This window comes from Amycolatopsis sp. NPDC031561, assembly GCF_055580625.1.
Window position 1 is genome coordinate 362,665 of record NZ_JBVILA010000004.1, and the last position, 13,973, is coordinate 376,637.

A 13,973-nucleotide genomic window follows, 5' to 3' on the forward strand; every position below is an offset into this window, starting at 1 on the left:
AAGAGCGGGGGAGACCGGCGCGCAACCGAATTAGCGTTCGTGCCACCGGCACCGCGAGTAGTCCTCTAGTTGCGGTCCTTGCACACGCAATTACCGCAACTAGAGGACTACTTGCGTCAGGCACCACTCACGAGGGCGTCAGCAGGAGACGCCGGAACGCCCGTTCTCCACACGTGCCGTCAGTGTCCGCAGGAACGACGGATCCCCGTCCGCGGTCACCTTCACGTCGTACCAGCCGCCCGAAACCGGCCAGTCCACAGTGACCGAACGCCCGGCGCCGACCCGCACCACCCGCGTGAACCGCGAAGACGACAGCCGCAGCGTCAGCGCCGACGAGCCCGAGTTGGACAGTTTGAACTCGACACCCGAACGCCACGTCAGGAACCGCGTCCGCACGTCGACGCCCGCGGCCGCCCCGGTACGGTTCCCGCGCAGTTCCCACCACGACCGGTTCGGCCCCTGGACGACCACGCGGTAGTCGTCACCGGCCAGCTTCACGTTTTCCGAAGCCTCGCCGCGGACGTCGCGATGCGCGGGCTCGGGGAATTCGCCCTTGTACGGGTACAGCGCGAAATGCGCCGAAGACGAGCCGCTGTTCGCCAGCGACAGCGCGAGGGAACCGGACTTCACGACGCCGGACACCGAGACCTGGTACGGCAGCGGACGCGACGGCCGGTTGCCGGGCTCGGCCACGGGCAGGCTCTGCTCCGCCGGAGCGGACGGCCGCCACCGGCTGATCGGCGCGGGCACCGCGCCCGGCCGCGTCACGCGAGGCTGACGTCCGCCGCGCGAGAAGTCGAAGGCGCCGGTGAGGTCGCCCGCCACGGTCCGCCGCCACTTGCTGATGTTCGGCTCGCCGATGCCGGTCCAGCGCTCCAGGAATCGCAGCACCGACGTGTGGTCGTACACCGTCGAGTCGACGTTGCCGCCGATCGACCACGGCGAGACGACCGTCATCGGCACGCGCGGGCCGAAACCGAGCGGCTGGCCGTTGAAGTGGTCCGCGTCGTTCGCCGCGGCGCCGGGCGGCATCGGCGGCGGGACGTGGTCGAAGTAGCCGTCGTTCTCGTCGAAGTTGATCAGCAGCACCGTTTTCGACCACGTGTCGCGGTCGGACGCGAGCGCGTCCAGCACCCGGTAGATCAGGTTCGCGCTGCCGACCGGGGTGGACGCGCCGGGGTGCTCCGAGTCCACCGCCGACGGCACCAGCCACGACACCGCGGGCAGGCGGCGCGCCTGGATGTCCGCCTTCAGCCGGGTCACCAGCGTCTCCGGCTCACTGCGGTACATGGCCTTCTTGAACAGGTTCCGCTCGGCGGGCGTCAGCGTGGCGACACCGGCGTCGAACTGCTTCAGCAGCTTCGCGCGCTCCTCGGGTGTCTTCTTGAGCAGCGCGTCGTAGAACTCCTCGGTGGTGCGGAACTTCTCCTCGACCGAGGCGAGGATCTTCGTGCCGACCTTCTTGAACGGCACGAAGTACTCGACCGCGTTGTCGGTGAAGTTGTCCCACTCCTGGTAGATCTGCCACGGCACCCCGGCGGCCTCGAGGCGCTCCGGGTAGGTCGTCCAGTCGTAGCCCTTGTGGTCGTAGGAGTACGCCGCGTTCGTGACCGCGCGGTTCGTCGTGCTGCCCGGTTCGAAGCCCGTGGTCCCGGTCCAGAGGAAGTTCCGGTTCGGGTTGGTCGAGCCGAAGATCGAGCAGTGGTAGGCGTCGCAGATGGTGAACGTGTCCGCGAGTTCGTACTGCAGCGCGATGTCGCGCCGCTCGTAGTACGTCATGGTGGCGGGGGTCTTCGCCGCGATCCAGCCGTTGTTCCAGCCGCGCGCCCACGCCTTGCCGCTGCCGTTCCAGCTGTGGTCGAGGTCGCCGAGGTACTGGATGTCGTCCGGTTTCCGGCCGGCGAGCTCGGCCGCCTTGCGCAGGGAGAACGGCAGCACCGTGCCGCCCGCGGGATTCGGCTGCTCGAACACCGATTTCCCCGAAGGCAGTTCCAGCGGATGGGTGTCGGAGAAGCCCCGGACGCCGCGCAGGCTGCCGTAGTAGTGGTCGAACGACCGGTTCTCCTGCATCAGCACGATCACGTGCTCGATGGCGCCGAGTCCGCCGCGGCGCATGGGTTCGGCCATGGCGGCGTGCACGGACGGCGGGAGGAGCGTGGTGGCGGCCGCGGCGCCGGTGGCGCCCAGCAACGTACGGCGTGACAGTTCAGGCATGCGCGCGACCTTTGCCGAGCAAGGTGAACGGCACAAGAACCGAACAGGTCGGGTGTGCGGCGAACAGCGTTCGCCACGCTCTCCGTCCCGCTTCACTGCGCTGAGTGACCGTCCGGCGGGGTGACACCGCCGAACGGCTGGCGGGGCGGTAACCTCACGGGCACCAAGTCCGCAGACCCTTGAGGAGGGCCCGTGTCGGCAGGGCAGATCGCCGCGCTGATCGCCGCAGGAGCATTCGTCGTACTCGTCGTGCTGCTGGCGATCGTGCTGTTCAAGCTCGGCCGGACCCTGGACGAGGCCACGATCGCGATCCGCAAGGCGCACGAGAACACCGACCCGTTGCTGATCGGCGCGAACGAGACGATCACGCACGTCAACACGCAGCTGGAGCGGGTCGACGGGATCACGGCCAACGCGCAGGCCGTGTCCGGAAACGTGTCCGCGCTGACGTCGGTGTTCACCGCGACGCTCGGCGGACCGCTGGTGAAGACGGCCGCGCTGTCCTACGGCCTCAGCAAGGCCATCAAGGCCCGCCGGAAGAAGGCGGAAGCGAAGGCCGCGCGCCCGGCGAAGCGGGGCCGCAAGTGAAGCGCCTGTTCTGGCTCGGCGTCGGCGTGGTCGCCGGGGTCGCCCTGTCACGCAAAGCGACGGAAACCGCTCGCCAGGCCACGCCCGCGGGGTTAGCCTCGAACCTGGGCGACGCCGTGCGGGAACTCGCGGGCGCCGTCGGTTCGTTCGGCGCGGAGGTCCGCGCCGGGATGAGCGAACGCGAACAGGAGCTGCACGACATGGTGTCCGAACGATCCGGCTTGAGCACGGCCTCCGAAGGCCCTGCGGGCAGGCACGCGGCGTCGCCGCGGCGCCCGGCCCGGCGAGCTCGCCGGGCGGAGGGCTGATCGGGTCGCGTCCGCGACCAGAAGAGCCCGAGCCCTCCGCCGTTCCCGCCTGCCCGCATTTCTCCAGCGCCTTCGCGCGAGCCCGTATACAAGGACGATCCCGTGGAAACACACGAAATCACCCAGCGCTTCCTGAGCCATTTCGAGAACAAGGGACATACGCGCGTGCCGAGCGCGCCCCTGATCCTCGACGACCCGAACCTGCTGTTCGTCAACGCCGGCATGGTCCAGTTCAAGCCGTACTTCCTCGGTGAGGCCCCGCCGCCGTACCCGCGCGCGACCAGCGTCCAGAAATGCGTCCGCACCCCGGACATCGACGAGGTCGGCAAGACCACCCGGCACAACACGTTCTTCCAGATGGCCGGGAACTTCTCCTTCGGCGATTACTTCAAGGAAGGCGCCATCGAGGCGGCCTGGGAGCTGATCACCAAGTCCCAGGACGAGGGCGGCTACGGCCTCGACCCGAACCGCATCTGGGCGACCGTCTACGAGGACGACGCCGAGGCGGCGGGCCTGTGGAAGAAGCTCACCGGCCTGCCCGGCGAGCGCATCCAGTCCCGTGACGGCAAGGACAACTACTGGGACATGGGCGTGCCCGGTCCCGGTGGCCCGTGCTCGGAGATCTACTACGACCGCGGCCCCGACTACGGCCGCGAGGGTGGCCCCGTCGCCGACGAGGACCGCTACATCGAGATCTGGAACCTCGTCTTCATGCAGGACGTGCGGGGCGAGAAGAGCCCGAAGCACGGCCACAAGCCGATCGGCGAGCTGCCGAAGAAGAACATCGACACCGGCATGGGCGTCGAGCGCGTGGCGACGATCTTGCAGGGCGTCGAGAACGTCTACGAGACCGACCTCGTCCGCCCGGTGATCGGCCGCGCCGAGGAGTTCTCCGGCCGCCGCTACGGCTCCGACCACACCGACGACGTCCGTTTCCGCGTCATCGCCGACCACGCCCGCACCGGTGTCCTGCTCATCGGCGACGGCGTCACCCCCGGCAACGACGGCCGAGGCTACGTGCTGCGCCGCCTGCTGCGCCGCATCGTCCGGTCCGCGCGCCTGCTCGGCGTGCACGAGCCGGTGCTGCCCGCCTTCGCGGCGGTCGTCCGCGACACGATGGGCCCGACCTACCCCGAGCTGCTGTCCGGTTTCGACCGCATCGAGGACGTCGTGCGCGTCGAGGAAGAGGCCTTCCTCTCGACGCTGACCAGCGGTTCGCGCATCTTCGACATGGCAGCCGAGGAGACCAAGCGCGAAGGTGGCTCGCTGCTGGCCGGCGACAAGGCGTTCCAGCTGCACGACACCTACGGCTTCCCGATCGACCTGACCCTGGAGATGGCGTCCGAGCAGGGCCTGACCGTCGACGAAGAGGGCTTCCGCACGCTCATGAACGAGCAGCGGCAGCGGGCGAAGGCCGACGCGGCTTCGCGCAAGACCGGCCACGGTGACCTGTCCGAGTACCGCAAGGTGCTGGAGCAGCACGGCGAGACCGAGTTCCTCGGCTACGGCGATCTGCAGGCCGAAGCGAAGGTCGTCGCGCTGCTGGAAGACGGCGTCCCGGTGCGCAGCGTCGGCGCGGGCAAGAAGGCGGAGCTGGTCCTGGACCGCACGCCGTTCTACGCCGAGAGCGGTGGCCAGGTCGCCGACACCGGTGTCCTGCTCGGCGACGGCGTCGAGCTCAAGGTCCACGACGTGCAGAAGATCGTGCCGGGCCTGTTCGTGCACCGCGTCGAGGTCGTCGACGGCGAGGTCGGCATCGGCAGCGCGCTGACCGGTTCGGTCGACCAGCACCGCCGCCTGTCGATCGAGCGGTCCCACTCCGCGACGCACCTGGTCCACGCGGCCGTGCGCGGCGCGTACGGCAAGCGCGCGGCGCAGGCCGGTTCGCTCAACTCGCCCGGCCGGATGCGGTTCGACTTCACCACCTCCGGCGGGGTGTCGGCCGACGTGCTGACCGAGGTCGAGGAAGAGGTCAACGACTACCTCCAGACCAACGTCGAGGTGAACACCTTCGTCACCACGAAGGACAAGGCCCTCGAACTGGGCGCGGTCGCGCTGTTCGGCGAGAAGTACGGCAACGACGTCCGCGTCGTCGACATGGGCGAGTACTCCCGCGAGCTGTGCGGTGGCACCCACGTCGACCGCATCGGCCAGCTCGGCCTGGTGAAGCTCGTCGGCGACTCGTCCATCGGTTCCGGCGTGCACCGCGTCGAAGCGCTGGTCGGCACGGACGCGCTCAAGTACGTCCGCAAGGAGCAGCTGCTCGTCTCGCAGCTCGCGAGCACCTTCAAGGTGCCGTCGGAGCAGCTGCCGTCGCGCATCGACGACGTGCTCACCCGGCTCAAGAACGCCGAGAAGGAGATCGAGCAGCTGCGCACCCAGCAGGTGCTCGGTTCGGCGGGCTCGCTCGCGGACAAGGCCGAGGACATCGGCGGGGTCGCGGTCGTCGCGGAGAAGCTCGGCGACGGCGTCGACTCGAACGGTCTGCGCGCGCTGGCCCAGGACATCCGCGGCAGGCTCGGCAACCGTCCTGGCATCGTCGCGCTGTTCGCGCCGCAGGGCGAGAAGATCGCCTTCGTCGTCGCGACCACCAAGGCGGCCCAGGAGAAGGGCATCGCCGCGGGCAAGCTCGTCCCGTCGTTCGCCGAGGCGATCGGCGGCCGTGGCGGCGGCAAGCCGGACATGGCACAGGGCGGTGGCACCAACCCGGCCGGTGCCGAGCAGGCCATCGCCTCACTGCGCGCGGCGGTCGCCCAAGTTGGCTGACGACGCCGCTGGGCGCCGCCCGGATCGGCCTGGGGAGTCCGATCCGGGGCGCGGCAGGCGGCTTGGCGTGGATGTCGGATCCGTCCGGGTCGGGATCGCACTGAGCGATCCCGACCCCATCCTCGCCAGCCCGCTCGTTACCCTCACTCGCGACGCGACTGGCGACAAGGACGTCGACCAGCTCGTCGAACTCGTCACGGAACACGACGTGGTCGAAGTCGTCGTCGGCTTGCCGAGGACGCTCAAGGACCGTCACGGCCCGGCGGCCGAAGCGGCGCTGGACTACGCCGACAAGGTCGCCGCGAGGATCGCTCCGGTACCGGTGCGGCTGGCCGACGAGCGGTTGACCACGGTGACGGCATCCAGGATGCTGTCGCAGCGTGGGGTGAAGGGACGTAAGCAACGTGCCGTCGTCGATCAGGCGGCCGCGGTCGAGATCCTGCAGGCTTGGATCGACGCGGTAGCGGCACATCGCGCACGGAAGGGCGACAAATGACCGAGCCCCACGGCCGGCCCGAACGCCGTCAGGGCGGTAGACGACGGTTGCGGGAGGAACCCGAGGAGGCCCCCCGGCCCCCGGCCCCGCCGCGTCGGCGGCCCGAATCTCAGCCACCCGCGGAGCCCATCGCTCGTCGCCGGCACGTCCGGCAGGAGCCCGAAGAGCTTCCCCCGCCGGCGCCGCGCCGTCGCCGGGCCGCTCCCGAGGAGCCACCGCCTCCTCCGCCCCGCGTGCAGCGTCCGGCCCCGCCGAGGCGGGCTCCGGAACCCGCGGCCCCGCCGCCTCCCGCACCGCCCAGGCGGTCCCCCCAGCCGGGTGACCGGAGTCTTGGCATGCCCGCCTACGCCCAGGACGAGCCACCCCGTCCCGGCCGCCGCAGGCGCCGCGAGGACGACGGTCCGCTCCCGGACGAGCGGCCGACCGACATCATCCCCGCGATCCAGGAAGCGCCGATGGCGAGGCGTCCCGGCGCGGCCCCTCCGCCGTCCCAGGGCAGCGAAGAGGAATACGACGAGATCTTCGGCGAGGACACGTACGACGAGTACGAGGACTACGACGAGTACGACGAATACGAAGACGCGCAGGACTTCGAGGACGAAGACCGCGCCGAGCCCGAACGCATCGCGGACGAGCGCCCGGAACGCAAGGGACCGCCGCCCAAGAAGCGCAAGAAGAAGCGCGCCCTGGGCTGGGTCGCGGCGCTGGCCGTGCTCGTCCTGCTCGCCGGTGGCGCCTACTACGGCTTCAACGAGATCTTCGGCTACGAGGACTACGAAGGCGCCGGCGAGAGCGACGTCCTCGTCCAGGTGGAGAAGGGCGATTCGACGTCGGCGATCGGCAACCGGCTGCAGGCGGCCGGGGTGGTCGCCAGCGGCAAGGCGTTCGTGAAGGCGGGCGAGGACAACACCGCAGTCTCGCGGCTCCAGCAGGGCTACTACGTCATGAAGACGAAGATGTCCGGCGCCAGCGCGGTCGAGAAGATGGTCGCGCCCACGTCGAAGGTCGGCCAGGTCGAAATCCGGCCGTACACCCAGTTCCACGACATCACCCAGCCCGACGGCAAAAAGACGCCCGGGGTGTACACGTTGCTGTCCAAGGCTTCCTGCGCGGACCTGAACGGCACGAGCACCTGCATCCCGGTCGAGGAACTGAAAAAGACGATCGAGACCGCGGATCTAGCGAAGCTGGGCGTGCCGTCGTGGGCGGTCGAGGCCGCCACCAACGCCGAGCACAAGGACCGGCGGCTCGAAGGGCTCATCGCCCCGGGCATCTTCAACGTCAAGCCCGGCTGGACGGCCGAAGAACTGCTCACCGACGTCGTGACGACCTCGGCGAAGCGCATCCTCGACGCCGGGCTCAGCGACCAGTCGAAGGGCGAGGGCAAGACGCCGTACGAGACGCTCGCCATCGCCTCGATCATCGAACGCGAGGCGGTGAAGGCTGACTTCGGGAAGATCTCGCGGGTCATCTACAACCGGGTCGACAAGAAGATGCGGCTCGAGATGGACTCGACGATCAACTACGTCCTCGACCGGCCGACCCTGCTCACCAAACCCGAAGATCGGGACAAGGCGGGCGCCTACAACACCTACAAATTCGTCGGCCTGACCCCGACGCCGATCGCGGTCCCGAGCGCGGAGGCGATCCAGGCCGCGCTGAAGCCGGCGGAGGGTGAGTGGCTGTTCTTCGTCAAGTGCGAGAAGAACGGACTCTCCTGCTTCACGGCGACGAACGACGAGCACAACAAGGCCAAGTTGGACGCACAGAGGCGCGGTGTCTACTAAACGCAAGGCCGCGATCCTCGGGAAACCGGTCGAACACTCCCTTTCACCCGTCCTGCACGGTGCCGCCTTCCGCGCACTGGGCCTGGACGGCTGGACCTACGAGCGGGTCGAGATGGACGGTCTCGGGCTGCCCGCGTTCATCGACGGCCTCGGTCCGGAATGGACCGGGTTCTCGGTGACCATGCCAGGGAAACGGGCCGCGCTGGAGTACGCCGACGAGGTCACGCCGCGCGCGGCCGCGGTCGGCGCGGCGAACACGCTGGTGCGCCGGGAAAGCGGCTGGCTGGCCGACTGCACCGACGTCGACGGCGTCACCGAGGCGCTGCGGATCGCGGGGGAGTACTCGCCCGGCGCCGACGACGCGGCCGTCGTCCTCGGGGCGGGTGGCACGGCCGCGGCGGCGGTCGTCGGGCTGGCCGCGCTCGGCGTGCGGACGGTCCGGCTGGTCGTGCGGGATCCCGCACGGGCGGCGGAAACGGTGGAGGCGGCTCAGCGGGCCGGTCTCGATGTCGAGGTCCTTCGCTGGGCCGACGCGGATTTCGGGAAGCTCGCGGTGGATTCGGCGGTGCTGGTGAACACCGTGCCCCCGGACGCCGTCCGGCCGCATCTGGCGGAGCTGGCCGGGATCGCCTGCGTCCTCGACGTCATCTACCACCCCTGGCCGACCGCGCTCGCCGAAGCGGTCGCCGACCGGGGCGGGCGGCTGGCCACCGGCCTGGACATGTTGCTGCACCAGGCTTTCGGGCAGTCCGAGTACTTCACCGGGCAGCCCGCTCCGCGCGCGGAAATGCGGGACGCTCTTCGGGAAGCGACCGGTGGGATCCTTTCTCTGCCGATCGGGTGACAAGATCGCCCGGATTCGATAATCTGGCCGACTGCCTTGCGAAAGGAACAAGGGGTCGATGCCTAAACCTGATCGAGACGATTACACCGAAGACGACATCAACAACGCGTGGGTCGACCAGGCTCCGGTGCTGAATTCCACCGTCACCCTGGCCGACTACGACCCGGAGTGGCCCGGGCTGTTCGACCGGGAAGCCAAGCGCATCAGGGGGATCCTGGGGGATCGTGCGCTGGTGCTGGAGCACGTCGGCTCCACGTCGGTGCCCGGGCTCTGCGCGAAACCGATCATCGACATCATGCTCATCGTCGCCGATTCGAACGACGAGGACACCTATCTGCCGGATCTCGAAGCGGCGGGTTACCGGCTCGTCATCCGCGAGCCCGAGTGGGAGAAGCACCGCAGCTTCAAAGGCCCGGACACCAACATCAACCTGCACGTCTATTCGCCGGACAACGGTCAGACCGAGCGCTACCGCCTCTTCCGAGAACGGTTGATCGCGCACGAAGACGAGCTGAAGCTCTACGAGGCCAAGAAACGCGAATTGGCCGGGCGTACCTGGAAGTACATCCAGCAGTACGCCGACGCCAAGACCGAGGTGATCGACGAGATCATCGAACGGGCGCGTGCTGCCCAGTACGACGGTTTCGCCCGGCTCTACGCCGCGCATGCGGAGACCAGCAGCACCAACGCTCATTACGACCGCCCAGCCATCGTCGAGCTGGCCGGGGACGTGACGGGCAAGCGGGTGCTCGACGTCGGCTGCGCAGCGGGTCACCTCAGCGCGCTGCTCGCGGCGAAGGGCGCGGACGTCCTCGGCGTCGATGCCAGCGAGGGCATGGTCGCCGTCGCCAGGGACAAGTTCGGGGATGTCGCGAGGTTCGAGACGGCCGACGTTTCGCGGCCGCTGACGTTCGTCGAAGACGCTTCGATCGACGTCATCACGGCGTCGCTGGTGCTGCATTACCTGAAGGAATGGGCGCCGGCGCTGGCGGAACTCCGGCGGGTGCTGAAGCCTGGCGGGTTGCTGGTGTTCTCCGTGCACCATCCCGGCGAGGACTGGCGCTGGTTCGAGAAGGACAACTACTTCCAGCTCGAACTGCTCGACGACGAGTTCCCGCTGGGGGAGTACAAGCAGAAGGTCCAGTTCTATCGGCGGCCACTGAGCTGGACGTTCGGCGCGGTGCGGGACGCCGGGTTCGCCGTCGACAGGCTGGTCGAGCCGATGCCGGAGGAGTCGATCGCCGAGTCCGATCCCCGGTGGTACGCGACTTTGCGGACGAAGCCGCGGTTCCTGTACTTCCGGACTGTTCGGGAGTAACCCCCAAACACCTTGGGCATGGCGAGGGGCCCGTCGCCGGGCTCCTCGGTTCACACATGGGTGTTGCGCCGGGATCTTCGTAGCGGATCCAAATACTGGGGCGGGATGAACTCCGGCAACCCATCGGCCGCCATGCGGACTTCCCAATCACCGTGATGAATCAACCGATGGTGGAAGCCGCACAGCAGCACGAGGTTCCGGAGATCTGTCGGTCCTCCGTCTGCCCAGTGGTGAATGTGGTGGGCGTGACAGTTCTTCGGGTTGCGATGACACCCCGGGAACGCGCAGCCCCGATCACGGATGTTCAAAGCTCGGCGTTGGCCGGGGGTGACGAACCGTCGCAGTCGTCCCACGTCCAGCGGCTCACCCGCCGCGTTCATCACCACCGGCAACATCAGGCAGTCGCAAGCAGCCATGCGGGCCTCGCGGGCGGTCATGGTTCCGACGAAGTCCACGCATGCGGTGCCGAGTCCGGTTTTCAGTTCGTCGAGGTCGATGGTGATGTGGATCAGGGTGCGGTAGCCGTTGGTGCCGGGCTGGTCCGGGCAGGCAATCGCGAGGTCCACGAGGTCGACCCAGGCGTCGCCCTGACGTTCAGCCTTGGTGCGCAGGTCGGCTTGGCTGAACTCGTCTATCGGGCGAGGCTTGGCGTAAGCCTCGAGTGCCGCGGCGGTCCGGGCCCCGGACTCGTCGTCGAGGAGGCCGTTCAGTTTCCAGTAGCCGTCTTTGCGGCGTTCCAGGGTGAGTTCGCGGCGGGGTTGGGTGGGTTCGGGATCCTTTGGTTCCTTGCCGTCCGGGTCGAGCCAGCCCAGCAGTTGGTCTCCGAGGTCCGATACCTGCTGGGGTCCGGCCTTCCGGGCGAGGTCGGCGAGGGTTGTCTCCGCGTGTTCCCGATCCTCCGCAGACGTGTCGGCGGGGATTTTCCGCAGGATCTCCACGATCTGCTTGATCCGTTCCTCGCCGATCGCGCCGTCCGCTGCCGCAACAGCGGTTGCCGGTGCGAAGGGCGGGATCTCCGTGCCGTCCAAAGCGCGCGTCGGATTCAGATCGAGAGCGCGATTCACATACGGCCGCGCCTCGCCCTGGCTCAGTCCCGCGACATCAGCGAACCACGCCACCGTCGTCCCATACCCGTACAAGTCTTTAGCGCCACGAGAATCAATCTCCGCCAAATACCGGCCCAACCCGGCGGAGGCGACCCGCATCACCTGCAGAAACTGCTGCACGCCGTGGGCAAGCTCCAGCTTGCCAGCGCGCCACAACTCCTGCGGCAACTCGGGAAGGATCGTCTGGGACACCCCACAATAATACCGAAATCAGTCGAACAAATGTTCGTAATTTTAAGTAATATTTAATCGGCACGTTTGCCACTGACGAGTGATTTGATTCTGAAATGACAGTGAGCTGGCCTTGACCAGGCTGGTGATCGGGGTGGTACTGCACCGGAGCTTGCGCAGGAGACGCCAACCCTTCAGAGCTGCGTTGGTCTGCTCCCCTTCGGCCCGGATCCGGGTGTGTGAGCGGTTGGCCGCCTGCCGGCCTGCGGAGAGTTTCGCCCACCGCCCCCAGTAGGGCACACGCACGGTGCCGCCGGCGCCGCGATAGCCCTTGTCAGCCCAGCAGCGGATGTCGGCGGCGGTCAGTGCCTCGATTATCCCGTGGGCACGGGCGGCCTTGATGTCGTGCACAGTGCTTCGCCACAGTCAGCGTCTGGGGAACGACAAACTCCAGCCTGTCGCAACAAGGTGGGGAAGTGTTCGCTGTCTGACGGGTGATGTTCCGGGCGAGATACTGGCCTTCATGACTCCAGCGAACCGCCCGGACAAAGTCCGCTTGAGGGCGTTCACCGAGGCCGACCTCGCCTTTCTCGACCGCCTCTGCACGGATCCCGATGCGCTCGGCGAGTTCGAGTGGCCCGGATTCGGTGATCCGAGGGCACGCCGCAAGCGATGGGAGATCGACGGGTATATCTCCGCCGAGTTCGCGGCGGTTGCGATCGCGCGGGCCGACGACACGGTTATCGGCATCGCCACCTGGAAGCCCCGCGGCTTCCCCTCGGGTGTCACCTACGAGATCGGCGTGGGAGTACTACCCGAGCATCGTGGACAGGGGGTGGGCACGGTGGCGCAGAGGCTGCTCGTGGACTACCTGTTCGGCCGCACGACTGCGAACAGAATCGAAGCCCTCACCAATGGCGGTAACCTCGGCGAGCAGAAAGCCCTCGAACGCCTGGGGTTCCGCCGGGAAGGGGTCATGCACGGCAGGTCCTTCCAACACGGCGAGTATGTCGATGTGCTCGTCTACGGTCTGCTCCGCTCAGAGCATTGTCCCGGAACGCCATGAGCACTCCTCCCAACCTGTCAGAGTGACCCTGAAATGACAGTTACCGATCCGGTAAGACTTCGAAGGCTTCCACTCTGGCTCCAAGTACATGAAGGCTCCCATCCTTGCGCCTAGGTGCAGGAAGGGGTCCTTCACGTACTCGCGAAAACGCAACTAGAGGACTAAACGCGCCTCAGGCGGCATCGTCCCGCTTCGAAAGGTCCCGGATCAGCGAGACGATCTCCCGGCTGACCGGCCGCAGCACCCGCAGCCGCGAAAGTCCCACCAGCCGCGCGATCAGCGGCACCGTCCGCTCCACCAGCACCCGGCTGCGTTTCTGCCCGGGCGACCGGTCGTGGACCCAGAACAGCACGACCCCCATCTGGTACAGCCACAGCAGATCGGGCAGGTCGTCGCGCAGGTCCGGGTCGAGTTTGGCGTCGGAGTCGGCGATGACGTCGCGCATCAAGCCGATGGAGGCGTCCCGAGCGGGCGTCGACTCCTCGCTGAACGGGCTCAGCGGCGAGTCCGGGTCGGCGGCGTTGACGAAGAACTGGGTGCCGAAGCGCTGGTACGGCTCGGCGACGTCGAGCCAGGTGAGCAGGACGGTCTTGAGCCGTGCGCTGAAGTCCCGCTCACCTTCGATCGCCTGGCGCGCCGTCGTCAGGTGCACTTTGGCGATCTCGTCGTAGAAACCCTGGATCAGCTGGTCTTTCGAGGCGAAGTAGTAGTAGGCGTTCCCGACCGACACCCCCGCTTCGGTCGCGATGGCCCGCATGGTCGTGCGGTCGTAGCCGTTCTCCGCGAACAGCCGCAACGCGGTCGCCACGATCAGCGACCTGGTTTCCTCACTCTTCGCCACCACTGCACGTTATCCGGTCAGGGCGCGGGATGCGGAGCGGGCGCCGGGTAGCCGGGGTAGGGCGGCGGCATCGGCATGGGCCGTGCCGCGCCGTTGTGCAGGTGCTTGCGCCGGATCCCGTTGAACACCAGCACGTTCCCGACGTGCATCACGCCGAGCACGAGCGCCACGGTGCCGACCTTGACCGACAGCATCTCGAAGACGTCGCGCGCGTCGAGGACGGTGTCGTCGCTGGTCAGGAACAGGGTCACGAAACCCAGGCTGACCAGGTAGAAGCCGACGACGAGCAGCTGGTTGACCGAATGGGCGAGCGCCAGTTTGTCCTGGAAGACGTCCTCCAGGAACGTCTTGCCGTGCTTGCTCAGTGTCCGGGCGACCAGCACGGTCAGCGGGACGGTGATGGCCAGGTAGAGCGCATAGGCCACGACTACGGGTTGCATGGGAACCTCCTTTTGAACGTGTTCAAGA

Annotated in this window: 12 protein-coding genes and 1 pseudogene; 8 read left to right on the forward strand and 5 right to left on the reverse strand. The window is 67.9% G+C overall.

Annotation, left to right across the window (positions count from 1 at the left end):
- Window positions 1-138 precede the first annotated feature (138 nt).
- Entirely contained in the window at window positions 139-2,214 is a 2,076-nt protein-coding gene (locus tag ACZ5IK_RS13335; protein WP_465487924.1) for a phosphocholine-specific phospholipase C, read from the reverse strand.
- Between the two features lie 192 nt (window positions 2,215-2,406).
- Here ACZ5IK_RS13335 and ACZ5IK_RS13340 point away from each other — a divergent pair, with 192 nt between their 5' ends.
- The 7 genes from ACZ5IK_RS13340 to ACZ5IK_RS13370 all read left to right on the forward strand — a co-directional run bounded on the left by ACZ5IK_RS13340 (window position 2,407) and on the right by ACZ5IK_RS13370 (window position 10,321).
- Entirely contained in the window at window positions 2,407-2,802 is a 396-nt protein-coding gene (locus ACZ5IK_RS13340) for a DUF948 domain-containing protein (RefSeq protein ID WP_101606704.1), read from the forward strand.
- On the forward strand, window positions 2,799-3,110 hold the full coding sequence (locus ACZ5IK_RS13345) for a hypothetical protein (RefSeq protein ID WP_101606705.1): 312 nt from the start codon (window positions 2,799-2,801) through the stop codon (window positions 3,108-3,110). The genes ACZ5IK_RS13340 and ACZ5IK_RS13345 overlap by 4 nt, the downstream gene beginning before the upstream one ends.
- 102 nt (window positions 3,111-3,212) lie before the next feature.
- Complete coding sequence (gene alaS, locus ACZ5IK_RS13350; RefSeq protein WP_465487925.1) at window positions 3,213-5,876, forward strand: alanine--tRNA ligase; 2,664 nt, start codon at window positions 3,213-3,215, stop codon at window positions 5,874-5,876.
- Between the two features lie 67 nt (window positions 5,877-5,943).
- Window positions 5,944-6,372, forward strand: coding sequence for a Holliday junction resolvase RuvX (gene ruvX / locus ACZ5IK_RS13355; protein WP_465487926.1), 429 nt, complete (start codon window positions 5,944-5,946; stop codon window positions 6,370-6,372).
- A 335-nt stretch (window positions 6,373-6,707) separates the two neighbouring features.
- Window positions 6,708-8,159 (forward strand): endolytic transglycosylase MltG, encoded by a 1,452-nt coding sequence (gene mltG, locus ACZ5IK_RS13360; RefSeq protein WP_465487927.1) that lies wholly within the window; start codon window positions 6,708-6,710, stop codon window positions 8,157-8,159.
- 13 nt (window positions 8,160-8,172) lie between these two features.
- Window positions 8,173-9,003 (forward strand): shikimate dehydrogenase, encoded by an 831-nt coding sequence (locus ACZ5IK_RS13365; protein ID WP_465488023.1) that lies wholly within the window; start codon window positions 8,173-8,175, stop codon window positions 9,001-9,003.
- Between the two features lie 58 nt (window positions 9,004-9,061).
- Window positions 9,062-10,321 carry a GrpB family protein gene (locus tag ACZ5IK_RS13370; protein ID WP_465487928.1) on the forward strand — a complete coding sequence of 420 codons (1,260 nt, stop codon included), beginning with the start codon at window positions 9,062-9,064 and terminating at the stop codon, window positions 10,319-10,321.
- A 50-nt stretch (window positions 10,322-10,371) separates the two neighbouring features.
- On the opposite strand, the gene ACZ5IK_RS13375 is transcribed toward ACZ5IK_RS13370, so the two are convergent.
- Together ACZ5IK_RS13375 and ACZ5IK_RS13380 are read right to left on the reverse strand one after the other, a co-directional pair.
- On the reverse strand, window positions 10,372-11,619 hold the full coding sequence (locus ACZ5IK_RS13375; protein WP_465487929.1) for an HNH endonuclease signature motif containing protein: 1,248 nt from the start codon (window positions 11,617-11,619) through the stop codon (window positions 10,372-10,374).
- A gap of 42 nt (window positions 11,620-11,661) precedes the next feature.
- Window positions 11,662-12,012: pseudogene (locus ACZ5IK_RS13380) on the reverse strand (transposase family protein); the annotation flags it as partial.
- Between the two features lie 109 nt (window positions 12,013-12,121).
- On the opposite strand from ACZ5IK_RS13380, the gene ACZ5IK_RS13385 reads away from it, so the two are divergent.
- Window positions 12,122-12,664, forward strand: coding sequence for a GNAT family N-acetyltransferase (locus tag ACZ5IK_RS13385; protein ID WP_465487930.1), 543 nt, complete (start codon window positions 12,122-12,124; stop codon window positions 12,662-12,664).
- Window positions 12,665-12,836: 172 nt separating this feature from the next.
- Here the strand turns inward: ACZ5IK_RS13385 and ACZ5IK_RS13390 are convergent, their stop codons facing one another.
- Both ACZ5IK_RS13390 and ACZ5IK_RS13395 read right to left on the reverse strand, forming a co-directional pair.
- Window positions 12,837-13,505, reverse strand: a complete 669-nt coding sequence (locus ACZ5IK_RS13390) for a TetR/AcrR family transcriptional regulator (RefSeq protein ID WP_101613073.1) — start codon at window positions 13,503-13,505, stop codon at window positions 12,837-12,839.
- A 17-nt stretch (window positions 13,506-13,522) separates the two neighbouring features.
- On the reverse strand, window positions 13,523-13,945 hold the full coding sequence (locus tag ACZ5IK_RS13395) for a hypothetical protein (RefSeq protein ID WP_465487931.1): 423 nt from the start codon (window positions 13,943-13,945) through the stop codon (window positions 13,523-13,525).
- Window positions 13,946-13,973: the final 28 nt, after the last annotated feature.